Consider the following 23,590-nt stretch of genomic DNA (forward strand, 5'->3'; position numbering starts at 1 on the left):
ATGTCGATCGACGTCAACAACGAGTCCGGAACCGAGGTCGACGAGCAGGCGATCCTCGATGTCGCCCGCTACGCGCTCGCGCGGATGCGTATCCACCCGCTCTCCGAGCTCTCGGTGATCGTCGTGGACGCCGAGGCCATGGAGCAGCTTCACATCCAGTGGATGGACCTTCCCGGTCCGACGGATGTCATGTCCTTCCCGATGGATGAGCTGCGGCCGCCGGTCAAGGACGACGAGGAGCCCCCGCAGGGGCTCCTCGGTGACATCGTGCTCTGCCCCGAAGTCGCCAAGAAGCAGGGCGAAGAGGCGCCGACGCAGCACTCCATGGACGAGGAGCTCCAGCTCCTGACGGTCCATGGAGTGCTGCATCTTCTCGGCTACGACCACGAGGAGCCGGACGAGAAGGCCGAGATGTTCGGTCTGCAGGCGGCGATCGTGGACGGCTGGCGGGCGGAGAAGGGCCTGACCGGTCCCTCCCCGGCGCCGACCGTCTCATGACCGGTCAACTGATCTTCGGCGCGATTCTGCTGGTCGTCGTCGCCTGGCTGGCGGCGTGCGCGGAGGCGGGCCTCGCCCGCGTCTCGAGCTTTCGCGCCGCCGAGGCCATACGCAACGGGCGGCGCGGCTCCGCGAAGCTGGCGCAGGTCGCCGCCGACCCGACCCGCTACCTCAATGTCGCCCTGCTGGTGCGGGTGTCCTGCGAGATGGCGGCGGGGGTGCTGGTCACCTATGCCTGCCTGGAGGAGTTCACCGAGACCTGGCAGGCGCTGCTCGTCGCGATCGGCGTGATGGTGCTCGTCTCCTATGTCGCGGTCGGCGTCTCACCACGCACGATCGGCCGCCAGCATCCGCTGAACACGGCGACGGCCGCGGCGTACGTCCTGCTGCCGCTCGCCAGGATCATGGGCCCGATTCCGCAGCTGCTGATCCTGCTGGGCAACGCGTTCACCCCCGGAAAGGGCTTCCGCAAGGGCCCGTTCGCCAGCGAGGCGGAGCTGCGGGCGATGGTGGACCTGGCCGAGCAGGAGTCCCTGATCGAGGACGACGAACGGCGGATGGTGCACTCCGTCTTCGAGCTCGGCGACACGCTCGTACGCGAAGTGATGGTGCCGCGGACCGATCTGGTCTGCATCGAGCGCTACAAGACCATCCGGCAGGCGCTGACGCTCGCGCTGCGCTCGGGCTTCTCGCGGATCCCCGTCACCGGGGAGAACGAGGACGACATCGTGGGTGTGGTCTACCTCAAGGACCTGGTGCGCAAGACGCACATCAACCGCGAGTCGGAGTCGGACCTGGTGTCGACGGCGATGCGGCCGGCGGTGTTCGTGCCGGACACCAAGAACGCCGGAGACCTGCTGCGCGAGATGCAGCAGAAGCGCAACCATGTCGCGGTCGTCATCGACGAGTACGGCGGGACGGCGGGCATCGTCACGATCGAGGACATCCTGGAGGAGATCGTCGGCGAGATCACGGACGAGTACGACCGTGAACTGCCGCCGGTCGAGGAGCTCGGCAACGGGCGCTTCCGGGTCACCGCCCGGCTCGACATCGGGGACCTCGGCGAGCTCTACGGCATCGACGAACTGGACGACGAGGACGTGGAGACGGTCGGCGGCCTGCTGGCGAAGGCACTCGGCCGCGTCCCGATCGCGGGCGCATCCGCGGTGGTGGACCTGCCCGATGGGCGCGCGCTTCGCCTGACCGCGGAGTCCCCGGCCGGCCGCCGGAACAAGATCGTCACGGTGCTGGCGGAGCCGGTGCGGCGGAAGGGGGATGCGGCGGCATGAAGGCACAGGAACTGAGGGCGTTCTGCCTCGAATTCAACGCGGCGGTGGAGGAGTTTCCGTTCGGGCCCGAGACGTCGGTGTTCAAGGTCCACGGAAAGCTTTTTGCGCTCGGCGCGCTGGATGCGGAGCCGCTGAAGGTGAACCTGAAGTGTGAGCCGGAGATTGCGGTGCGGCTGCGGGGGGAGTACGCGGCGATTGTGCCGGGCTGGCACATGAACAAGCGGCACTGGAACACGGTGACGGTGGGGGAGCTGCCGGACCGGATGGTCCGCGAGCTGATCGAGGACTCCTACGACTTGGTGGTGGCGGGCCTCCCGAGGGCGGACCGGCTCCGCCTGGACCGGCCCTGACGCCTGCGGCGGGGCTTTCCCCTACCCCGCCCTCCCCCTACGGCCTGGCGGCCGTGGGAGGTACCCCCATCGCGTAACTGGGGCTCCGCCCCAGACCCCGGTACGCGCTTCGCGCGTGTCCTCAATCGCCGGACGGGCTGGATTTTCCAGCCCCTCCGGCGATTGAGGAGCGGGGGTCCGGGGGCGGAGCCCCCGGTTCGGGAAGGGGCGGGGTGGGGAAAAGCCCCGCCGCAGGCGTTACGCCCGGCCCCTCCGCAGGCCTACCCCCACCAGCACCGCCGCCCCCACCACAATCGCCGCGTCCACCCCCAGCACCACGCGCACACCGTCGAACAGCGCCCCCTGCGTCGTCGCCAGCACCCCCAGCAGCGGGATGCCGATCGTGATCCCCACCTGCTGCGTCGTCGTGACCAGACCCGTTGCCAGGCCCTGTTCCTCGTCCGGGACGCCCGACGTCACCGTCAGCCCGTACGAGATGATCGCGCCCAGATGGCACATGCTCGCCAGCGACACCGCAGCCGTCGCGAGCAGCGCGCCCGACTCCGTGCCGAGGCCCAGCAGTGCCGCCACGAACACGCCCTGGCCGAGCAGGGAGTAGACCAGGGTGCGCCGGGCGCCGAGGCGGCCGATGACCTTCGGGGCATAGGTACCGGCGACTGCCGAGAGGACTCCCTGGACGCCGAAGACGAGACCCGTCCGGAACGCCGAGAGCTGCAGGGTCTCCTGGAGATACAGGGTGAGGACGAAGACGACCGTGCTCATCATCGAGAAGGTGACCAGGCCCCCCAGATTCCCCCAGGCCACCGTCCGCCGCCGCAGCATCGGCAGTGAGACCAGCGGCGCGGCCGACCGGGATTCGACCACCCCGAAGGCGATCAGCAGCGCGACGCCCGCGACCAGCGTGACCACGACGTCCGCGCCGCCGAAGCCGCGCTGGGCCGCCGTGGACAGGGCGTAGATCACCGCGAGCAGACCGCCGGTGACGGTGATCGCGCCGGGCACGTCGAGCCGAGGCCGGTCCGGCGTACGCGACTCGGGCAGCAGCCCCGGCGCCAGCGGCAGGACGATGACGGTGAACAGGGCCAGCAGACCCATCGTGGAGCGCCAGCCCAGCAGGTCGGTCATCACGCCGCCCAGCACCATGCCGACGGTGAAGCCGAGCGACAGCAGTGTGCCGCTGATGCCCAACGCCCGGTCCCGCTGCGGGCCTTCGGGGAAGGTGGTGGTCAGCAGGGCCATGCCGGTCGGCACGATGACCGCCGCGCCGAGGCCCTGCAACGCCCGCCCGGCCAGGAACGCCGCCGGGTTCCAGGCGAGTGCCGCCAGCACCGACGCGGCGCCGAAGAGAGCGAGCCCGGTCAGGAAGAGTCTGCGCCGCCCGTACAGATCGGCGATCCGGCCGAACAGCAGCAGAAAGCCGCCGGAGGGCAGCGCGAAGGCAGTGACCGCCCACTGCAGGGCGGACTGACTGAGCCCCAGGTCCCTGCCGAGATCGGGCAGCGCCACATTCAGTACGGAGAAGTCGAGGGCGACCATGAACTGCGCGGCGCACAGCACGAAGAGGATCAGCCGTGCGCGGCCGGCGAGCTTCGGCGGAGCCGTCGTTGAGGGAGTGGGGACAGAGGTGTCGATTGCCATGGTCAACACCTTCGGTCTCCAGGAATAGCCGTGGGGAGCGGGAACTTATCCTGTTGGTCGGACCACCAGGCAGACGGACAGGGGGAGTACGTGGCCGCGTCGGCCGAGCACGATGTGATGAAGGCTCACCGCCTCGGTGAGCTGCGCGAGTTCCTGATGAGCAGGCGCGCCCGGATCAGCCCGGCCGAGGCGGGCCTGCCGGACGGCGGGGCCCGCCGTCGTACGCCCGGACTGCGCCGGGAGGAGGTCGCCGTCCTCGCCGGTGTCGGCGTCTCCTGGTACCAGTGGCTCGAGCAGGGGCGGGACATCACCGTCTCGCCGCAGGTCCTCGACTCGGTGGGCCGTGTGCTGCGGCTGAGCAGCACCGAGCGCCGCCATCTCTATGTACTGGCCGGGCTCAACCCGCCGGCGCCCGAGGTCGATCCGGGCGACGCCGACATGTGCGCCGGGCTGCGCAGGCTGATCGACGCCTGGATGCCGTACCCCGCGCACATCATGGACCGGTACTGGAACACGATCATGTACAACGACGCGGCCGGGATGATCCTCGGTATGCGCCCCGGCCTCGTCCAGAACTGTCTGATCGCCTTCTTCACCGACCCCATCTACCGTGCGCGGGCGACGAGTTGGGAGCAGAACGCGCCGTATGTCGTCGCGCAGTTCCGCGCCGCCTGCTCGGAGTGCCCGGACGACGAGGGCTTCCAGGCGGTGGTCGAGGAGGCGAAGGCGGTCAGTGACGAGTTCACCGGGCTGTGGGAGCGGCGCGACATCGCCCCCGGCGGCCAGGTCCGCAAAGAGATCGAGCACCCGCTGGTCGGCGCGCTCTTCGTGGAATCGACCCAATTGCGGGTCCCGGCCCGCCCCGACCTCGCGATCGTGATGCATACGGCGCTGCCCGAGGCGGACACGGCGCGGAAGCTTCAGTGGCTGGCGAGCCCGGAGGGGCGCCGCGGCTCCATGTATCCCGTGGCGGGCTGACCTGGCCGTATGTGTATTCTCTGCCCGTCACCGGGGAGGGGGGAACCGCAGCTCCCCACGCGAATCCATCGATTCAGGGGAGAAAAAATCTGATGCGTATCCGTATGCGCGGTTTGACCGCCGCCCTCACCGTGTCCGCCCTCTGCCTCACCGCGGTGGCCTGCGAGGGATCCTCCGACGACAAGAAGCCCGCCAAGACGGAAGCGGGCAAGACGGAAGCGGGCAAGCCGGAGCCGACCACGTCGCAGGCGCCGGCCGTCACGCCGCTGACCGCCGCGCAGATGAAGGCCGCGACCCTTGAGGCCAAGGACCTGCCGTCCGGCTGGAAGGCCAGCAAGGCCGAGCCCTCGAAGGACGACCCGAAGGCCGACAAGCCCGAGTGTCAGCCGATCGCCGGGGTCCTGGCGGACAAGATCGCCGGGGCGACGATCGGCGGGGACATGGAGTTCGAGCGCGGCGGGGGCGACAGCTCGCTCGCCCAGCAGGTCTTCACTTTCTCGGGCACCGGCGCCGCCGACTACGTCAAGCCGATCTCCACCGCCCTCGGCGCCTGCACCGGCTTCTCCTTCGAGATGGAGGGAATGAAGGCCGACGTCAAGCTCGAGAAGCTCACGGCGCCGCAGGCCGGCGAGGAGGCTCTTGCCTTCCGGTTCAAGATGGCGTTCCCGGAGATGGCCGGCTTCAAGATCGAGATGAACCTGCTGGTGGCCCGCCAGGGCACCGGCGTGACCCGGCTCGCCCACATTCCGGCCAACGCCTCGGGCCACAAGGACTTCGACGCACTTGCCAAGCTGGCGGGCGACAAGTTCACCAAGGCGGCGCAGGGCTGACCTCGGCCGTACGGCGAGGGTCCGGAGCCGGGGCCCTCGCCGTTCCCGTCCGAGCCCTCGATCTATGCTCGAGCCATGACGCAGAGCACCGACCTCGGCCCCGAGGACCGCAAGATCATCACGCTGGCGCGCAGCGCCCGGGCCCGCAACGGTGTGCCCGAGGGTGCCGCCGTACGGGACGAGACCGGACGTACCTACGTCGCCGGGACCGTGGAACTCGACTCGCTCAAGCTCAGTGCCCTGCAGACCGCCGTCGCCATGGCCGTCGCCAGCGGCGCGAAGTCCCTGGAGGCCGCGGCCCTCGTCTCCGAGGCCGAAGCCGCCTCCGACGCGGACCGCGCGGCCGTACGCGACCTTGGCGGGCCCGCGACCCCGGTGCTGCTCGCCGGGCCCGACGGGGAGCTCAAGGCCTCGGTGGCGGCGGGCTGATGCTCTTCGCCTCGACGGGAGCGCGGCGCCGGCGGCTGTTCGCCCGGGTCGCGCTGGCGGGCTCCGGCATCGCCGGGGTCGGCAACGTCGTCGAGGGTGCCATCACGGGCGGGGTGGACGCCCTCGATGTCTGGCCCTTCGCGGTCACAGGCTTCGCCGTGGGCGAGCTGCTGACGGTCCATGGGCGCGAGCGCGCGGCGCGGACCGCTCAGGTGGTCGCGAGCGTGCTGTCGGCGGTGGTCGGTCTGTGGACCGGCGGGGCCGCGGTACGGGCCCTGGCGCTCGGCCGGGGCGCCGATTGGCTCGATCTTGCGGTCGGTGTGCTCGGCACGCTGTACGTGGCCGCCGCGGCGGCGCTCCTCGCGGACCGGTTCCGGGGGCGCCGGACCCCCGCGGGCGTCTGAGGCCACGGCCCGGTCCGCCCCTCCTGGCGGCCCCTGCGCGGTAGCGCCTCATGACAGCACCACTGTGACAGGAATCGGCGTCACCAATCCGGTGGCGCCGATTCCCCTTCCGGCCTGCGACAACGCGGATCTTGACAGTATCTGATGGGCCATCAGACGGTGCATTTCGATTCCATTGACTTCTTTCGGCCATCACACGTCAATGGCCCCCGGCATTCCTCAGAAGGGGGCAATCATGGCTACAGCCACCCAAAGATCCACACCTCGAAGATCCGCCGGCCGAAGGCGGCGCTGGACCGCCGCGCTGGGGGCGGTCGCTCTAGTCGCCGGCACGGCAGCGCTCGCCGGGCCCGCGCACGCACTCGCCATCGCCTCGGCGCCGGTGGACTTCGCGACCCACTGCGTACCGCCGCCCATCGCAGGCATCCCGCCCATCGACGGCACCACGACCGCCCAGATCACCGTCGACAAGGCCGCACCCAAGGTCGGCGACACCGTCACGGTCACCTACACCGTCACCAAGCCCGCCGCCAGCAACCCCGTCGACATCGCACTCCCGGCCGACATCATGACGCCCAGCGGCAAGGTCACCCTCGGCGGTGCCCAGCCCGGCAGCGTCACGGTCACCGGACCCAAGAAGAACCCTCCGGTCCCCGGCAAGGGCGCGTTCCCGTCGTTCTCGATGACCGGCACCTTCACGGTCACCGCGCCCGGCTCGATCACGCTTTCGCCCGGCGACTACAACATCCACACCAGCTACATCATGGAGCTGGACACCCCTTGTACGGTGATCAATCCGCCCGCGCCCGTCTCCGAGACGGTCATCGCGACGGACCAGCCAGGGGCCAATGAGCGCTCCATCCAGCTGGCCACGGCCTCCGGCAAGCCCGGCGACCAGGTCACCGTCATCGGCGCCAAGTTCACTCCGCTCGCCGACGTCACGGTCGTCGGACGGGCCGGAGCGGCCGAGACCGCCGACAGGACGACCGTCAAGGCCGACGCCGCGGGCGGCTTCACGGCCGGTCTGCAGGTCAACGAGAAGGCGACCACCGGCATCGTCGCGTACGAAGGCGCTGCCTGGTCCCCGGACAAGGGCGCGGGTCCGGCGGCGTACACCGTCATCGACGACACCCCGCTGCCCGCCAACAGTCAGAAGCTCAACTCCTCCGTCGCGGCAGGAACGTTGTCCATGTCCCAGACCGGGGACACCGTCGATCTCTCGGCGGTCGACTTCGGCACGGGCGGGGCATCCACCGGCGATCTGAAGACGGTGACGGTCAAGGACTTCCGCGGCGGCCCCGCGGGCTGGTCCCTGACCGGCAAGGTCACCGACTTCACGGGCCCCGGCGGGAAGATCGACGCCGGCAAGCTCGGCTGGACGCCGGCCTGCACCACCAAGCAGGGCAGTCCGAGCACCTGCGTCGCCGGCTCGGCGGGATCCGTCGGCACGGCCGGTGCGACCCTGGCCTCCACCCCCAACGGGGCACTCACCGGAGGTGAGTTCACCCTGAACGCGAAGGTCACACTGAACGTCCCGGCGTACACCGCCCCCGGCGCGTACTCCGGCGTGCTGACCCTCACGCTCACCTGACACACAACAAGAACGGCGGGCCGGGCGCGCACCCGGTCGGCCCGCTTCGTCCCTGGGGGTGTGCACCATGCGCAAGCTGTACGTGATCCTGCTCGGTCTCATCGCGGTGTTGTGCGCCGCCCCGGCCGCGCACGCCGCCGACAACGGCAACTGGTCCGTCTACCCCGCCGCTTCCGAGCTGGGCCGGCGGCCGTACTTCTATCTCTCCGCCGACCCCGGCACCACCCTCACCGACCGGGTGACGGTCAGCAACAAGACCGCGGCCCCGCTGACCTTCCGGCTGTACGCAGCCGATGCGTACAACACCGCGCGGGACGGCGGCTTCGCCGTACGCACGCTGAAGGAGAAACAGCGCGGGGTGGGCGCGTGGGCCAAACCGGACCGCGACCGCGTCACCGTCCCGGCGAACGGCTCGGTCACCGTCCCGTACACCCTCACCGTCCCCGAGGGAGCCGAGCCCGGCGACCACCCCGGCGCCCTGGTCGCCCTCGACGAGCGCATCGGCGCAGCGACCGGCTCGGTCGCCGTCGGCATCCAGCAGGCCGTCGGCGCACGCATCTATCTGCGAGTGGGCGGACCCACCGTGCCCGCGCTCTCCGTCGAGAACGTCGAACTCACCCATGAGCAGCCCCTGGTGCCCGGCCTGGGCGAGAGCAGCGCGCTGATCTCGTACACGCTCTACAACCGCGGCAATGTGACCCTCAACCCCAAGGTCGCTCTCAAGGCCGAGGGCCTGTTCGGACGCGATCTGCTGAGCCGCGAGCTGACGAAGGTTCCCTCCGAACTGCTGCCGCGCCAAAGGATCCGTCTCACTGAACGCTGGTCGGGCGCGCCCCAGCTCGAATGGGGCGAAGTGCAGCTAACCGCCACCGCGCGGGACGTGCACGAGTCGGCGGGAGTCTCTTTCTTCGCACTGCCGTGGCTGGTCGCGCTGCTGCTGGCGGCGGCCGCGACGGGTGCCGGGGTGTGGGCCCGGGTGCGGCGCGGGCGGGCGCGCGTCAACGAGGGCGTCTGACATCAGGGAGAATGGGCGCCATGAGCGCTCGTACCCAGTCTTCCGAAGCCCCCCACCGGGCCGGCTTCGCCTGCTTCGTCGGCCGCCCCAACGCGGGCAAGTCCACCCTCACGAACGCTCTGGTCGGCCAGAAGGTGGCGATCACCTCCAGCCGGCCGCAGACGACCCGGCACACCGTGCGGGGCATCGTGCACCGCCCGGACGCGCAGCTGATCCTGGTCGACACCCCAGGACTGCACAAGCCGCGCACGCTGCTCGGCGAGCGGCTGAACGATGTCGTGCGCACCACCTGGGCCGAGGTCGACGTGATCGGCTTCTGCCTGCCGGCGAACGAGAAGCTAGGCCCCGGTGACCGCTTCATCGCCAAGGAGCTCGCGGGGATCAAGAAGACCCCGAAGGTCGCGATCGTCACCAAGACCGACCTGGTCGACTCCAAGACGCTGGCCGAGCAGCTGATCGCGATCGACCGGCTGGGCCAGGAGCTGGGCATGGAGTGGGCGGAGATCGTCCCGGTCTCGGCGGTCGGCAACAAGCAGGTCGAGCTGGTGGCCGACCTGCTGATCCCGCTGCTGCCCCAGGGCCCCACGCTCTACCCGGAGGGCGACCTCACGGACGAGCCCGAGCAGGTCATGGTCGCGGAGCTGATCCGCGAGGCCGCGCTGGAAGGCGTACGGGACGAGCTGCCGCACTCGATCGCGGTGGTGGTGGAGGAGATGCTGCCGCGCGAGGACCGCCCGGCGGACAAGCCGCTGCTGGACATCCACGCGAACGTCTACATCGAGCGCCCCAGCCAGAAGGGCATCATCATCGGCCCGAAGGGCAAGCGCCTGAAGGAGGTCGGCGTGAAGTCCCGCAAACACATCGAGGCGCTGCTGGGTACGCCGGTCTTCCTGGACCTCCATGTGAAGGTCGCGAAGGACTGGCAGCGGGACCCGAAGCAGCTGCGCAAACTGGGCTTCTGACCCCCAGCGGTGTCCTTCGGATCACACCGGGCCCGGCGATCCGGGCCGCTGCCATCGCCCCCTTGGCAGCAGCATGGTCCCCCGTATTCCTTCGCATAACGCCGTTACGCTGCTGCTTGTGTCAACCCCGGAACCCGTACGCCGCCGACTCCTCGACGAGGCCGCCCGCGTCCTCGCCGACGAAGGCCCCGCTGCCCTCAGCGCCCGCCGTCTGGTCAAGGCCGTCGGTGCCTCGACCATGGCGGTCTACACCCACTTCGGCTCCATGCCGGCGCTCGTCCGCGAGGTGATGCGCGAAGGCTTCGAGCGCTTCGAGGCGCGCACCGACGTCGTACGGCCCACCGACGACCCGGTCGCCGACCTGTACGCCATCTGCCGCGTCTACCAGGAGTTCGCCCGTGCCGAGCCGGACGTCTACGCCGTCATGTTCGGCGGGTCCCAGCTGGCCGGCTTCGAACTCACCGACGACGACCGGGAGATGGGCACCGGCATGCTCCGTGTCCCCTTCGGTGTGATCCACCGCTGCACCGAAGCGGGCCGCTTCCGGGACGGTGACGCGTCACTGCGGGCCTGGCAGCTCTGGTGTCAGATGCACGGTCTCGCCCAGCTGGAGCGGGCGGGCTACTTCACCGGTCCGCGCACCCCGGACGAGACCCTGTCGGCACTCGTCCGGGACTTCGCGATCGGCCAGGGGGACGCTGTCGAAGCGGCGACCGCCTCCCTTCCCGACTCCCTCAGGAACCTTCCTTGAGGACGAGCGAGATCAGCTGCCGCTGGGCCTCGGACAGCCGGGGATCGGCGCAGTACACCGTCCGCCCGTCGACCCTGATCTGGTAGCTGAACCCGTCCGGCACCCCCACTGGCGGCGTGCCCCGGCCGTCGGCCACCGCCCGCTCGGCCAGGGCATGCCACTCGCCCGCGTCTGTCCGTCCGGCGATGTCCACCTCGGCGACCCGCTCGATGCCGGCGAATCCGCCCGTGCGCCTTACCTGGATACGCATGGGTTCTGTCTAGTACGAGAACGGCTCAGCTGCTAGCTACCCCGACCTGGGACCACGCCTTCAGCAGAGCCTCCTGCTCCTGGCCCTCGCCGTAGCGCGCGCGGGCCGCGGCCACCGTGAGGGCGGCGAAGTCCGAGAACTGTGCGGTCGTCGTCAGCTCACCGCCCGTCAGTACGTCGTACCAGATCTGGCCCGCCCGCTCCCACGCATTGCCGCCCAGCGCGGTGGCGGCCAGGTAGAAGGCATGGTTCGGAATGCCCGAGTTGATGTGGACGCCGCCGTTGTCGCGACCGGTTTTGACGTAGTCCTCCATCGTCGCGGGCTGCGGGTCCTTGCCGAGTACATCGTCGTCGAACGCCGTGCCCGGCTCCTTCATCGAGCGCAGGGCGACACCGGTGACATTCGGCCCGAGCAGGCCCGCGCCGATCAGCCAGTCCGCCTCGTCGGCGCTCTGGCCCAGCGCGTACTGCTTGATCAGCGAGCCGAAGACGTCCGACATGGACTCGTTCAGCGCGCCGGACTGGCTGAAGTACTCCAGGTTCGCCGTGTACTGCGTGACCCCGTGGGTGAGCTCGTGCCCGATCACGTCCACGGGCAGCGTGAAGTCCAGGAACAGGTCGTTGTCCCCGTCGCCGAAGACCATCCGATGCCCGTCCCAGAAGGCGTTGTCGTACTTCTCGCCGTAGTGGACGGTCGCGTTCAGCGGCAGGCCGAGGTCGTCGATCGAGTGGCGTCCGTACACCTTCAGATACAGGTCGAAGGTCGCGCCGAGGCCCGCGTGCGCGCGGTTGACCGTGGCGTCCGTGGCGGGCTGGTCGTTCTCGGAGTGCACCTTCCTGCCCGGTACGGTCTCGTGGTGCCCGGCGTCGTAGATCGTGCGGTTCGGCCGGTCCGAGACGATGGCGCTCACGCTCGGAGCCAGGCCGCGGACCGTGGTGATCCGGCGGCGGGTGCGCTGGAGGGCGTCGTGTTCGAGGGTGCGGGCCGCCGACTCGGCGATCGCGGGGTCCTCGGCGCGGGCCAGTTTGTCGAGGACATGGGGCGGCACGATGGTGCAGAAGACCGGGTTTGCCCGGCGGGCGTTGGCGTCCATGCAACGGGACTGTGGCACTGGGTCACGGCGCTGTCACTAGTTGCCACCATGATTAGTGAAATGGAGTGATGCACCACTGTTTGGGCGTAACCGAAATGGTGTCCCGCATACTGATACGGGACCGCCGTCCCCGCGCCACTCGGTTACGCTTCTCAGCATCATGCGTTTCGGGCTGCTTCTTCTTAGCTGCCGCGGCGAGGGCCTGTAGTCGTAGGCCGACCCCCTCCCCGCGGGATCTGGTGCTGCTTCGACTCAGTCGGCCGTCCTACTTGATGGACCCCGAGGAGCCCTACGCAATGTCTGACAACTCTGTCGGTCGCCCCACGCCCGTCACCAACGCGACCCACGCCCAGAAGCCGTCCGGGATGCCGATCCACAAGTACGGCACGTACGAGGCCGTGGACATCCCCGACCGCACCTGGCCGGACAACCGGATCACCAAGGCGCCGCGCTGGCTGTCGACCGATCTGCGCGACGGCAACCAGGCCCTGATCGACCCGATGTCGCCCGCCCGCAAGCGCGAGATGTTCGACCTGCTGGTGCGCATGGGCTACAAGGAGATCGAGGTCGGTTTCCCCTCCTCCGGCGAGACCGACTTCAACTTCGTACGGTCCATCATCGAAGAGGGTGCGATCCCCGAGGACGTGACGATCTCCGTCCTGACCCAGGCGCGCGAGGATCTGATCGAGCGCACCGTCGAGTCCGTCGTCGGCGCCCACCGTGCGACCGTGCACCTGTACAACGCCACGGCACCCACCTTCCGCCGGGTCGTCTTCCGCGGCTCGAAGGGCGACATCAAGCAGATCGCCGTGGACGGCACGCGGCTGGTGATGGAGTACGCGGAGAAGATCCTGGGTCCCGAGACGACCTTCGGCTACCAGTACAGCCCGGAGATCTTCACCGACACCGAGCTGGACTTCGCGCTGGAGGTCTGCGAGGCCGTCTGTGACGTCTGGCAGCCCGAGGCCGGCCGCGAGATCATCCTCAACCTGCCTGCCACGGTGGAGCGTTCGACGCCGTCCACGCATGCCGACCGCTTCGAGTGGATGTCGCGGAACCTGACGCGCCGCAAGCACGTATGCCTGTCGGTGCACCCGCACAACGACCGCGGCACCGCCGTCGCCGCCGCCGAGCTGGCGATCATGGCCGGCGCGGACCGGATCGAGGGCTGTCTGTTCGGGCAGGGCGAGCGCACCGGCAATGTCGACCTGGTGACGCTGGGCATGAACCTGTTCTCGCAGGGCGTAGACCCGCAGATCGACTTCTCGCAGATCGACGAGATCCGTCGTACGAGCGAGTACTGCAACCAGATGGAGATCCACCCGCGCCACCCGTATGCGGGCGATCTGGTCTACACCGCCTTCTCCGGTTCCCACCAGGACGCCATCAAGAAGGGCTTCGACGCCATGGAGGCCGACGCGGCCGCCCAGGGCAAGACGGTGGACGAGATCGAGTGGGCCGTGCCGTATCTGCCGATCGACCCCAAGGACGTCGGCCGTTCCTACGAGGCGGTCATCCGGGTCAACTCGCAGTCCGGCAAGGGCGGTATCGCGTACGTCCTGAAGAACGACCACAAGCTGGATCTGCCGCGCCGGATGCAGATCGAGTTCTCGAAGATCATCCAGGCGAAGACGGACTCCGAGGGCGGCGAGGTCACGCCAAAGGCGATCTGGTCGGTATTCCAGGACGAGTACCTGCCCAACCCGGACAATCCGTGGGGCCGTATCCAGCTGCGTTCCGGCCAGACCACCACCGACAAGGACGGCACCGACACGCTGAACGTCGAGGCGGTCGTGGACGGCGCCGAGACCGTGCTGACCGGTACCGGCAACGGCCCGATCTCCGCCTTCTTCGAGGCGCTGAACGCGGTGGGCGTGGACGCGCGGCTGCTGGACTACCAGGAGCACACGATGAGCGAGGGCGCGTCCGCGCAGGCCGCGTCGTACATCGAGTGTGCGATCGACGGCAAGGTGCTGTGGGGCATCGGCATCGACGCCAACACGACCCGGGCGTCGCTGAAGGCGGTTGTCTCCGCGGTGAACAGGGCCGCGCGCTAGGAGGGCGGGGCTCCGCCCCGGATCTTGGTTCTCCGTCGCCGGACGGGCTTGAAAACAAGCCCGTCCGGCGACCCATGTCAGGGCGAGGAATCGGCCATGTCCTGGCGTCCTGCTTCCGGGGTGCTGACGCCACATCGTCGCTGTGGCTAACATCACGTCAACGCGGCAATGTTGCCGGAGCGTTACGGAGGTGCGACGTGCAGCCAGACCGGGGACCGTTCGGCCGAAAAATGCTGGTCTGCGGCGTTCATACCTCCTGGAACACGGTCGGCGACGGCGAATTCTTCTGCCCCGGCTGCGGAGGCGACCGCAACTACCGCCGCCGCACCGGCAGACGCCGCTTCACTTTTTTCGGCCTGCCCGTGCTGCCGCGCGGCGCGGCGGGCCCGGTCATCGAATGCGCCGCCTGCCGCGGCCACTTCGGCACCGACGCCCTCGACCACCCCACCACCGCTCGCTTCTCCGCGATGCTCCGTGACGCCGTCCACACGGTCGCCCTTGCCGTCCTCGCCTCCGGTGGCACCTCCTCCCGCCCGGTCCGCGACACCGCCGTCGCCACAGTCCGCGCGGCCGGTCTCGACGACTGCACCGAGGACCAGCTCACCGGTCTGATCGAGGCGCTCGCGGCGGACACCGGCCGCTTCGTCGCCGACACCGGGCCCTATGGCGCGGCGCTCGCCATCGAGCTGCACGAGGCGCTGGAGCCGCTCGCGCCGCATCTGGCCCCCGCGGGCCGCGAGTCGATCCTGCTGCAGGGCGCGCGGATCGCGCTCGCGGACGGTCCGTACAGCCCGGCGGAGCGTGACGTGCTGACCACGGTCGGTACGGCGCTGCAGCTCGGCGCGGACGACACGGCGCGGCTGCTGGCCACGGCCCGCACGCCGTTCTAGTGGCGCGCTCGACCCGCGTACGCAGCTCCTGTACGCGGCGTACTCCCTGGGGAGTAATGCGCGCCCGGGGCCACCCCACGCAGTAAGCCTCATCTCGCCCGTGCGCGCGAGGTATTGAGCGCTCCCCGACGGGAGTCTGGTGATCGACCACACCGGACACCCGTGTTGAAGGGGAGACACCTATGGGGCCCGTGCCCGCAAACAAACGCCGCCGAGCCGTGCCGTGGGCGGTGCTCGCGCTCTGGATCGCCGTCATCGCGCTGGCCGGCCCCTTCGCGGGCAAGCTCGGCGACGTACAGCGCGACAACGTCGTGGACTACCTCCCGGCAGGCGCGGACTCCACCCAGGTCGCCAAGATCCAGCAGCAGCTGCCCGGCGGCGAGTCCACCGAGCTCGTCCTCGTCTACCACCGCGACGGCGGACTGAGCGCCGCCGACCGCGCGCTGGCGGACAAGCAGGTCGGGCAGCTCGCGGCCGAGCATCGACTGGCGGGCGGACAGCGGCCCGTGGCCGTGCCCTCCAAGGACGGCACGACCCTGATGGTCCCGGTGTCCACCACCGAGCCGGGCGCCGACGAGGACGCACGCGCCGCCCTTGTCGAGGACGTACGCAAGACGGTGAGCGGCGGCGATGGACTCAGCGTCGAGGTGGGCGGGCCGAGCGCGGTCCAGACGGACATGAGCGAGGTCTTCCAGTCCATCGACGGCACCTTGATGATCGCGACCGTGCTCGTGGTGGCGGTGCTGCTGATTCTCACCTACCGCAGCCCGTTCCTGTGGCTGGTGCCACTGCTCGTCGTGGGCGTCGCCGCGCTCAGCACCAGGGCGGTGATCTACGGCTTCGCCCAGGGCTTCGACGTCACGGTCACCGGTCAGAGCGCGGGCATCATGACCGTCCTGGTCTTCGGCGCGGGCACCGACTACGCGCTGCTGCTCGTCGCCCGCTATCGCGAGGAACTGCGCCGTGTCCCGCAGCCGTACGACGCGATGCGCGCCGCGCTACGCGGCTGCGGGCCCGCCGTGCTCGCCTCATCCGGGACCGTCGCGGCCGGGCTGCTGTGCCTGCTGGCCGCCGACCTCAACAGTGCCCGCGGGCTCGGCCCGGTCGGCGCGGTCGGCGTGGTGTGCGCGCTCGCCGCGATGCTCACGCTGCTGCCCGCGGTGCTGGTGCTGCTCGGTCGCCGGGTCTTCTGGCCGCTGATCCCGGCGTACGGCGGTGAGCCCAAGCCGCGCCGCTCGCTGTTCGCCGCGATGGGCAGCTCCGCGGGGCGGCGGCCTCTCGTCGTGCTCGCCTCGGGGGCCGTCCTGCTCGGGGCGCTGGCGCTCGGTGCGTTCAACCTGCCCGGCACACTCACCCAGGAGGACAGCTTCACCGACCGGCCCGAGTCGGTGTCGGCGATGCGGACGCTGGCCGATGCTTATCCCGAGCGCAGCAGCCAGCCGATCGGCGTCGTCACGCCCACCGGCCGCGCGGACGAGGCGCTCGCCCAGGCGCGTACGACCGAAGGCGTCGCAGCAGCGGAGCGCGGGCGCAGCGGGGGCGGCTGGACCGAACTCTCCGTCTTCGCCAAGGACGCGCCGGAGACGGCGGGCGAGACCGCGACGATCAAGGCGCTGCGCGCGGACCTGGACGGCTCGTACGTCGGCGGCCCCAGCGCCCAGCAACTCGACCTGGACGACACCAATGCCCGCGACCGCCTGGTCGTCGTCCCACTCGTCCTCGCCGCGGTCCTGCTGATCCTGATCGCCCTTCTGCGCAGTCTCGTCGCCCCGCTGATCCTCGTCGTCGCGGTGGTCGCGGTGTGGGGCGCGGCGACGGGCCTCGGCGGCCTGGTCTTCGGGCCGGTCTTCGGCTTCACCGGGGTCGACCCCGGACTGCCGCTGCTCTCCTTCGTCTTCCTGGTCGCGCTCGGCGTGGACTACGGCATCTTCCTGATGCACCGGACGCGCGAGGAGGCGGTGTCGGGGGCGGAACCGGCAGCCGCGGCCCTGACGGCCCTGCGCACGACGGGCGGCGTCATCGCCTCGGCGGGCATCGTGCTCGCGGCGACGTTCGCGGTCCTGATGAACCTGCCGCTGGTGACGATGGTGGAGATGGGCTTCGTGGTGGCGGTGGGTGTCCTGCTGGACACGTTCCTGGTCCGCACGTACTTGGTGACCTCGGCGAGTCTGCTGCTGGGGCGGGGGGTCTGGTGGCCGGGCCACCTGTCGCGCCGGCGCGGCGTCGCGCTTGGGTCGCGGGATGCGTCGAGGCTTCGGGAAGGGGCGGGCCGGGTGTGAGGGGTGGGTGCGGCGGTGGGGGTCGCCTGCGGCGGGCTTGTTCCCCTACCCGCCCCTTCCCGTAACTGGGGGCAAGCCCCCAGACCCCCGGACGCCCTTCGGGCGTGTCCTCAATCGCCGGACGGGCTTGAATTTCCGCCCGTCCGGAACTAAAGGTCGCCCGGGCAAATCAAGCCCCGCCGGCGATTGAGGCGCAGGGGTCCGGGGGCGGAGCCCCTGGTTCGGGAAGGGACGGGCGGGGCAAAGCCCGCCGCAGGCGACCCCCACCGCCGCGCTCCCTCCCGCCGCAACTACCGGAGGATGGACCCGTGCAGCCACAGACCCCCACCCCGCCGCCCCCGGCGAAACGCCCGCGGCTCGGCGAGCGCGTCCTCACCGCCGTCAGCCGCGATCCCCTCGCCGCGACGCACCGCTTCCGCAACGACGCCCTCCTCGCCACGGCCATCGGCGTCCTTTCGGTCGTGCTCGCGCTGACCGTCCAGGAAGGCCGTCGGCCCGACGCCCTCGGCTGGGCACTCCTCGGCGGCAGCATCGTGCCCCTCGCCTGGCGACGCAGCCGGCCAATTCCCGTCTTGCTGGCCGTCGTTGTCTGCGTCATTCCGTACCACGCCGCGGACAACAATCACCTCGCGCCCCTCCACGGCTCCCTCCTGGCTCTCTACACGGTCGCCGCCACCGCGCGCCCCCTGCACACCTTCCTCATCGGCACCGCTGTGATCGGCACCGCCGTGACCGTGATGTTCCGGGTCGACGCGCACCAGGGTCTCGAGGCGCTGCGCACCTCCGGATGGATCCTCGCCGTCCTCGTCTTCGGCGCCGACGTACGCATCTACCGCCGCTACATCGCCTCCGTCGTCAGCCGCGCCGAGCGCGCCGAACGCACCCGCGAGGAGGAGGCCGCCCGCCGCGTCGCCGAAGAACGCCTCCGCATCGCCCGCGATCTGCACGACCTGCTCGCGCACTCCATCACCCTCATCGGCGTGCAGACGTCCGTCGCCTCCCACGTACTGACCGTCGACCCCGGCCGTCTCGACCGCGCCGCCATCGCCAAGGCCCTCGACGAGATCGCCGACACCTGCCGTACGGCGCGCGGCGAGCTGCGCACCACCCTCGAGGTCCTTCGGGCGGACGGCCCGGACGCCGCCGGACCGCTGCCGGATCTGACCGCGCTGCCCGGTCTCGTACGCGCCGCACAGGCCGATCTCGACGTGCGCACCGAGCAGGCGCACATCCCGCCGGCCGTCGAGGCCGCCGCCTACCGCATCGTGCAGGAGTCGCTGACCAACTCCGTACGCCACGGCGGCCCCGGCGTCCGCATACGCGTCGCGGTCGAGGCGGCAGACGGCCATCTGCGCGTCACCGTCACCGACGACGGCACCGCCCCGGGCGCCACCGAAGGCTCCGGCTACGGCATCGTCGGCATGCGCGAGCGCGCCCGTAGCGTCGGAGGCACACTGGCAGCCGGCCCGCGCGACGGCGGCGGTTTCGAGGTCGCGGCGGCCCTGCCGCTGAAGCAGCAGTCGGAGGCCCTGGCATGAGCGTGATCCGTGTACTGCTCGCCGACGACCAGCGCCTCGTACGCGCCGCGTTCGCGATGCTCGTCGAGTCCGCCCGCGACATGGAGGTCGTCGGTCAGGCGGGCACCGGCGCGGAGGCCGTCGAACTGGCCCGCACCGAACGCGCGGACCTCGTCGTCATGGACATCCGCATGCCGGAGCTCGACGGCATCGAGGCGACCCGCCTCATCGCGGCCGACGACGACCTCGCCGGGGTCAAGGTCCTGGTCCTCACCACGTACGACACCGACGAGCACATCCTCGAAGCGCTGCGCGCGGGCGCGTCCGGCTTCCTGGTGAAGGACACCAGACCGGCCGATCTGCTTGCCGCGATCAGGACGGTGGCGGCGGGTGAATCCCTGCTTTCCCCGGGTCCCACGTCGCGCCTGATCGCCCGCGTCCTGAGCATCCCCGGCGAACCACCCGCCACCGGCGGCCCGGACGGCCTCTCGGACCGCGAACGCCAGGTCCTCGCACTGGTGGCCCGGGGCCTGAACAACACGGAGATCGCCGAACGGCTCGGCCTGAGCCCGCTCACGGCGAAGACCCATGTCAGCCGGATCATGGGCAAGTTGGGGGCGCGGGACCGGGCGCAGCTGGTGATCGTGGCGTACGAGTCGGGCCTGGTGGTCCCGGGCGACGCGTAGTCGGTGACCGGGGGTTTTCCCCCACCCCGCCCTCCCCCTACGGCCTGGCGGCCGTGGGAGGTACCCCCATCCCGAAACTGGGGGCACGCCCCCAGAACCCCTCGGGGCTCCGCCCCGAACCCCGTACGCGCTTCGCGCGTGTCCTCAATCGCCGGACGGGCTTGATTTTCAAGCCCCGCCGCGGATTGAGGCGCGGGGTTCGAGGCCGGGCCCCGACAACGGGCCGGGCAAATCAAGCCCCGTGGGGGTCCCCCCGGACGAAGTCTGGGGGAGATTGAGGAGTGGGGGTCCCCCCACGCCCGCTGGGCGTAGGGGGAGGGTCCGGGGCGGAGCCCCAGGGGTCCGGGGCCGAGCCCCGTGTTACGCCTCGCTCGCCCGCAGCATCTCCTCGCGGGCGACGATCTTCACCCGGTCCCGCCCCTCCGCCTCGCCGCGCGCCCGCTCCGCCGCGTCCAGGCGGTGCCAGCCTTCCCACGTCGTGTAGCGAACGTCCCTGCCCTCAAGGAAGTTGACGACCGCGTCCTCGCCGGGCGCGACCGGCGTGTGCAGCCGCCCGTTCCCGTGGTCGTCCAGCAGGTTCGCGACCGTCTCGTTCGCGTCGCCCTTGGTGTGGCCGATGAGCCCGACCGGTCCGCGCTTGATCCAGCCCGTCACATACGTCGACTGCACATGCTCGCCGCCCTCGATCACCCGGCCGCCCTCGTGCGGGACAGTGCCGGTGAGGAAGTCGAAGGGCAGCTTGGGCAGTTCGTCGGAGAGATAGCCGACGGCCCGGTAGACGGACTGTACGTCCCACGTGCGCATCTCGCCCGTACCGGTGACATTGCCGGTGCCGTCCAGCTGCGTCCGCTCCGTACGCAGCCCCACCACCTTGCCGTCCTCGCCAACGACTTCGGTCGGCGACTCGAAGAAGTGCAGGAACAGCTTGTGGGGACGGTCGCCGACATCCCGGATCGCCCAGTTCTCCAGCGTCTTCGCGACCATGTCCGCCTGCTTGTTGCCCCGGCGGGTGGCGATGGAGCCCTCGTCGTAGTCGATGTCCTCGGGGTCCACGATGACCTCGATGTTCGGCGAGTGGTCGAGCTCGCGCAGCTCCATCGGGCTGAACTTGGCCTGCGCGGGGCCGCGCCGCCCGAAGACATGGACCTCGAGGGCCTTGTTGGCGGCAAGACCGTCGTACACATTCGGCGGGATCTCGGTCGGCAGCAGCTCGTCCGCCGTCTTGGCGAGAATGCGGGCCACGTCCAGCGCGACATTGCCGACGCCGAGCACGGCCACCTTCTCCGCATCGAGCGGCCAGCTGCGCGGCACGTCCGGGTGGCCGTCGTACCAGGACACGAAGTCCGCGGCCCCGTACGAGCCGTCGAGATCGATGCCGGGGATGTCGAGCGCCCGGTCCGCGTCCGCGCCCGTGGAGAAGATCACCGCGTCGTAGAACTCACGCAGATCGTCCAGGCCGATGTCGCTCGGGTAGTCGACATTTCCGAAGAGGCGTATCTGAGGCTTGTCGAGCACCTGGTGCAGGGCGGTCACGATGCCCTTGATCCGGGGATGGTCGGGCGCGACGCCGTACCGGATCAGCCCGAACGGCGCGGGCATCCGCTCGAAGAGGTCGATGGAGACACCGGGCTCGACGGCGGCCTCGGACTTCAGCAGTGCGTCGGCGGCGTAGATCCCGGCGGGGCCGGCACCGACGATCGCGATCCGCAGAGGGCGGGGCATGAATGGTTCCCTTCGAACGAGGTCCACGGGGTGTGACCCGGCGAGTGAGACGGCCCGGCGCGTGCGGAGGGAGCCGACTCTCCCACGCCACCCTGGCAACAGCGCTCCCGCCGCGGTACCCGCCCTGTACCTATGAACCCATAAGCCTGATCTATGACCCGACCCCTGGGAGGGGTGAGGTAAGGACACCCTAACCTCCCGCTCGCGGGTCGCCCGCAGAGCCCCACGTCCAGGCCGTCGCCGACAGGTGGAGCCGGTCTCCACCACAAGTGGCTGGGCCGCCTCGGCGCGGTGGACGTGTTCACCCGTGAGAACGTCCTGACCGTGGCCCTCTGGCAGATCGTCGACGCCCCGCGCGGCATCTGGGCCTGTCCGGCTCCTATCGCGTCGCCGGGCGTCACGCGCCAAGCTGGAAACAGGAGGATCTGCCCGGGCAAAGGGGCCCCCGCAATGAAAGCTGTCGCAGGCACGGCACCCGGCGGCCGTCTCGACGCCGCGCTCGAAAGCCCGATCGTCGGGATGTCCCCGTGGATCATCTTCTCGGTCCTCGTCGGACCGGGCCGCTTCGAACTGGCCGTAGGTCTCGCCCTCGCGGTGGCGGTCGTGCTCCTCATCGCGACGCGGATGCGGGAGCGCGGCACCTCGCTCAAGACCCTCGAGGTGTCGGACGTCGTCTTCTTCGCCGTGCTCGCCGCGGTCGGCGCCGCCGCCTCGCCGGGCACCCTCCAGTGGCTGGAGACATACGCGGGCGAGATCTCCAACCTCGCGCTGGCGGTCATCGCCTTCGGCTCGATGGCCGTACGGGTGCCCTTCACGATGCAGTACGGACGGGAACGCGTCGGCCCCGAGTACTGGAAGTCGCCCGAATTCCTCCGCATCAACTACGTGATCACCGGCGTCTGGGGCGCGGCCTTCCTGGTGGCGGCCATCGCGGGCGGCTTCGGTGATCTCGTCCTGCACAACCAGGACAACCTCTGGACCGCGTGGATCATCCAGATCGCGGCGATCGTCGCGGCGCTGAGCTTCACCGAGTGGTATCCCCAACTCGTCCGCAGCCGCACCCGCACAGGCGAGCCCCCGCCGCCGGTGCGCAATCTGCTGATTCCGCTGGCCGGCTTGATCATCCCGGTGGGCGTGGTCTCCCTGATCTTCGACGCCGCGGCGTCCTGGTTCGGCGTCGGGCTGATCCTCATCGGGGTGATCCTGGCCCGCGCCATCAACAAGGACGTGGGGATGGAGCGACCTAGCCGCGGACACCCTCGACGAAAGCGGTCCAGCTGGCGGCTCCGATGACGAGGACGGGGCCGGTGGGGTTCTTGCTGTCGCGGACGGGGACGACGCCGGGGATGTTGTCGATCACCTCGACGCAGCTGCCGCCCTCGCCGTTGCTGTGCCTGCTCTTGCGCCAGTGGGCGTTGCTCAGGTCGTACTCGCGCATCGTCTGAAGTCCTCAGCCGCCGATTCCAGCAGGGCCAGGGACGCCTCCGGCGACAGTGCGGCGACCCTGAGCAGATCGTAGGCGCGCTGTGCCCGCTTCACCACTGCCGGATCGTCCACGAGATTCCCCGAAAACGATGTCTCCGTATAGGCGGTTGGCGGTGCGTCCTCGAACTCCATGAGAGTCAGCATCCCTGCCATGGAGGCATGTGCCCCTGCCGCGCACGGGACCACCATCACCAGGACCCTCCGCTCGCGCGTCAGCGCGGAGACGTGTTCCAGCTGCTCGGCCATAGCGGCATCGCCGCCAATGGGGATACGCAGCACCGACTCGTGCAGGACCACCCAATACTCGGGCCTTGTAGCGTCCTTGAGGATGCGTGCCCGCTCGAGCCGGGCCGAGACGGTCTCCTCGATGTACTCGTCGGAAGTGAACGGATTGGCTGCGATCGTGATCGCCCGGGCGTACGCAGCGGTCTGCAGGAGGCCGGGCACCACCGTCGGCGCGAACTCGCAGATCTTCGTCGCCAGCTGCTCCAGCTCCGCCACCGGAGCGAAATAGTCGGCGTACCGCCGTTCATTGATCAGCTTCCGACACATCCGCTCGAAAAAACCTCCGGTTTGCAGTGTCTCGTCGATCCGCTGCGCCACATCCAATTGTGGCTTCCGAATGGCTTGTTCGAATTGGCCGATGTATCCGCCCGACACGAAAACCCGGGCGCCGAGCGCTGCCTGCGTGAATCCTGCGCCCTCCCGGCGCCGCTTCAACTCGGTTCCGAAAAACTCCCACGCCGCCTGTCGCGAACCGTTGGCCATGGATCAAACTCCCTGTGCAGCTGCCAAGTTGTAGTGCGCATACCCCTGGTGAGCCTAGCTCCGCACCGTCACCGTTGTAATGCGAAACGTGAAGTCGGACCGGGAAGG

23 protein-coding genes are annotated in these 23,590 nt (G+C 70.0%); 17 read left to right on the forward strand and 6 right to left on the reverse strand.

Annotated features, from left to right (window positions below):
- From ybeY to OG729_RS26540, 3 genes are read left to right on the forward strand one after another with little or no spacing between them, the layout of a single operon-like run.
- Positions 1 to 498: an rRNA maturation RNase YbeY gene (gene ybeY, locus OG729_RS26530; protein ID WP_405808339.1), complete on the forward strand. Its 498-nt coding sequence runs from the start codon at positions 1 to 3 to the stop codon at positions 496 to 498.
- Entirely contained in the window at positions 495 to 1,787 is a 1,293-nt protein-coding gene (locus tag OG729_RS26535; protein ID WP_405808340.1) for a hemolysin family protein, read from the forward strand. The genes ybeY and OG729_RS26535 overlap by 4 nt, the downstream gene beginning before the upstream one ends.
- The gene (locus OG729_RS26540) at positions 1,784 to 2,137 is read left to right on the forward strand and encodes an MmcQ/YjbR family DNA-binding protein (RefSeq protein WP_360879915.1); all 354 of its coding nucleotides are present in this window, start codon (positions 1,784 to 1,786) and stop codon (positions 2,135 to 2,137) included. The genes OG729_RS26535 and OG729_RS26540 overlap by 4 nt, the downstream gene beginning before the upstream one ends.
- Before the next feature lie 237 nt (positions 2,138 to 2,374).
- Here OG729_RS26540 and OG729_RS26545 read toward each other — a convergent pair whose 3' ends face one another.
- Entirely contained in the window at positions 2,375 to 3,775 is a 1,401-nt protein-coding gene (locus OG729_RS26545; protein ID WP_360879918.1) for an MFS transporter, read from the reverse strand.
- Between the two features lie 117 nt (positions 3,776 to 3,892).
- Between OG729_RS26545 and OG729_RS26550 the strand changes: the two genes are divergently transcribed.
- From OG729_RS26550 to OG729_RS26585, 8 genes are all read left to right on the forward strand, one after another.
- Positions 3,893 to 4,753 (forward strand): helix-turn-helix transcriptional regulator, encoded by an 861-nt coding sequence (locus OG729_RS26550; RefSeq protein ID WP_360880026.1) that lies wholly within the window; start codon positions 3,893 to 3,895, stop codon positions 4,751 to 4,753.
- 92 nt (positions 4,754 to 4,845) lie between these two features.
- The gene (locus tag OG729_RS26555; protein ID WP_405808341.1) at positions 4,846 to 5,583 is read left to right on the forward strand and encodes a hypothetical protein; all 738 of its coding nucleotides are present in this window, start codon (positions 4,846 to 4,848) and stop codon (positions 5,581 to 5,583) included.
- Positions 5,584 to 5,658: 75 nt separating this feature from the next.
- Positions 5,659 to 6,012, forward strand: a complete 354-nt coding sequence (locus OG729_RS26560) for a cytidine deaminase (RefSeq protein WP_405808342.1) — start codon at positions 5,659 to 5,661, stop codon at positions 6,010 to 6,012.
- A complete protein-coding gene (locus OG729_RS26565; RefSeq protein WP_405808343.1) occupies positions 6,012 to 6,416 on the forward strand; it encodes a hypothetical protein in 405 nt (134 codons plus the stop codon). Before OG729_RS26560 ends, OG729_RS26565 begins: the two co-directional genes overlap by 1 nt.
- Positions 6,417 to 6,651: 235 nt before the next feature.
- Complete coding sequence (locus tag OG729_RS26570) at positions 6,652 to 8,007, forward strand: beta-xylosidase (RefSeq protein ID WP_405808344.1); 1,356 nt, start codon at positions 6,652 to 6,654, stop codon at positions 8,005 to 8,007.
- A 67-nt stretch (positions 8,008 to 8,074) separates the two neighbouring features.
- Positions 8,075 to 9,022 carry a WxL protein peptidoglycan domain-containing protein gene (locus OG729_RS26575; protein WP_360879933.1) on the forward strand — a complete coding sequence of 316 codons (948 nt, stop codon included), beginning with the start codon at positions 8,075 to 8,077 and terminating at the stop codon, positions 9,020 to 9,022.
- 11 nt (positions 9,023 to 9,033) lie between these two features.
- Positions 9,034 to 9,984, forward strand: a complete 951-nt coding sequence (gene era, locus OG729_RS26580) for a GTPase Era (RefSeq protein ID WP_360879936.1) — start codon at positions 9,034 to 9,036, stop codon at positions 9,982 to 9,984.
- Positions 9,985 to 10,102: 118 nt separating this feature from the next.
- The gene (locus OG729_RS26585) at positions 10,103 to 10,735 is read left to right on the forward strand and encodes a TetR/AcrR family transcriptional regulator (RefSeq protein ID WP_405808345.1); all 633 of its coding nucleotides are present in this window, start codon (positions 10,103 to 10,105) and stop codon (positions 10,733 to 10,735) included.
- Here OG729_RS26585 and OG729_RS26590 read toward each other — a convergent pair.
- Both OG729_RS26590 and OG729_RS26595 read right to left on the reverse strand, forming a co-directional pair.
- Positions 10,719 to 10,985 carry a protealysin inhibitor emfourin gene (locus OG729_RS26590; RefSeq protein ID WP_405808346.1) on the reverse strand — a complete coding sequence of 89 codons (267 nt, stop codon included), beginning with the start codon at positions 10,983 to 10,985 and terminating at the stop codon, positions 10,719 to 10,721. The genes OG729_RS26585 and OG729_RS26590 overlap by 17 nt on opposite strands.
- Before the next feature lie 25 nt (positions 10,986 to 11,010).
- The gene (locus OG729_RS26595; protein WP_405808347.1) at positions 11,011 to 12,078 is read right to left on the reverse strand and encodes a M4 family metallopeptidase; all 1,068 of its coding nucleotides are present in this window, start codon (positions 12,076 to 12,078) and stop codon (positions 11,011 to 11,013) included.
- A 296-nt stretch (positions 12,079 to 12,374) separates the two neighbouring features.
- Here OG729_RS26595 and leuA point away from each other — a divergent pair, with 296 nt between their 5' ends.
- The 5 genes from leuA to OG729_RS26620 all read left to right on the forward strand — a co-directional run bounded on the left by leuA (position 12,375) and on the right by OG729_RS26620 (position 19,507).
- Positions 12,375 to 14,135: a 2-isopropylmalate synthase gene (gene leuA / locus OG729_RS26600; RefSeq protein WP_405808348.1), complete on the forward strand. Its 1,761-nt coding sequence runs from the start codon at positions 12,375 to 12,377 to the stop codon at positions 14,133 to 14,135.
- Between the two features lie 197 nt (positions 14,136 to 14,332).
- Positions 14,333 to 15,025 (forward strand): TerB family tellurite resistance protein, encoded by a 693-nt coding sequence (locus OG729_RS26605; RefSeq protein ID WP_405808349.1) that lies wholly within the window; start codon positions 14,333 to 14,335, stop codon positions 15,023 to 15,025.
- 182 nt (positions 15,026 to 15,207) lie between these two features.
- Positions 15,208 to 17,304 (forward strand): MMPL family transporter, encoded by a 2,097-nt coding sequence (locus OG729_RS26610; RefSeq protein WP_405808350.1) that lies wholly within the window; start codon positions 15,208 to 15,210, stop codon positions 17,302 to 17,304.
- Between the two features lie 308 nt (positions 17,305 to 17,612).
- Positions 17,613 to 18,842, forward strand: coding sequence for a sensor histidine kinase (locus tag OG729_RS26615; RefSeq protein WP_405808351.1), 1,230 nt, complete (start codon positions 17,613 to 17,615; stop codon positions 18,840 to 18,842).
- On the forward strand, positions 18,839 to 19,507 hold the full coding sequence (locus OG729_RS26620; protein ID WP_360879957.1) for a response regulator transcription factor: 669 nt from the start codon (positions 18,839 to 18,841) through the stop codon (positions 19,505 to 19,507). Before OG729_RS26615 ends, OG729_RS26620 begins: the two co-directional genes overlap by 4 nt.
- A 360-nt stretch (positions 19,508 to 19,867) precedes the next feature.
- On the opposite strand, the gene OG729_RS26625 is transcribed toward OG729_RS26620, so the two are convergent.
- On the reverse strand, positions 19,868 to 21,229 hold the full coding sequence (locus tag OG729_RS26625) for an FAD-dependent oxidoreductase (protein WP_360879960.1): 1,362 nt from the start codon (positions 21,227 to 21,229) through the stop codon (positions 19,868 to 19,870).
- 450 nt (positions 21,230 to 21,679) lie between these two features.
- Between OG729_RS26625 and OG729_RS26630 the strand changes: the two genes are divergently transcribed.
- Positions 21,680 to 22,522, forward strand: a complete 843-nt coding sequence (locus OG729_RS26630) for a hypothetical protein (protein WP_405808352.1) — start codon at positions 21,680 to 21,682, stop codon at positions 22,520 to 22,522.
- Here the strand turns inward: OG729_RS26630 and OG729_RS26635 are convergent.
- Complete coding sequence (locus OG729_RS26635) at positions 22,473 to 22,667, reverse strand: DUF397 domain-containing protein (RefSeq protein WP_405808353.1); 195 nt, start codon at positions 22,665 to 22,667, stop codon at positions 22,473 to 22,475. The genes OG729_RS26630 and OG729_RS26635 overlap by 50 nt on opposite strands.
- Positions 22,649 to 23,482, reverse strand: coding sequence for a Scr1 family TA system antitoxin-like transcriptional regulator (locus OG729_RS26640; protein WP_405808354.1), 834 nt, complete (start codon positions 23,480 to 23,482; stop codon positions 22,649 to 22,651). The genes OG729_RS26635 and OG729_RS26640 overlap by 19 nt, the downstream gene beginning before the upstream one ends.
- Between the last annotated feature and the right edge of the window lie 108 nt (positions 23,483 to 23,590).

This window comes from Streptomyces sp. NBC_00210, assembly GCF_045160975.1.
Lineage (GTDB): Bacteria > Actinomycetota > Actinomycetes > Streptomycetales > Streptomycetaceae > Streptomyces.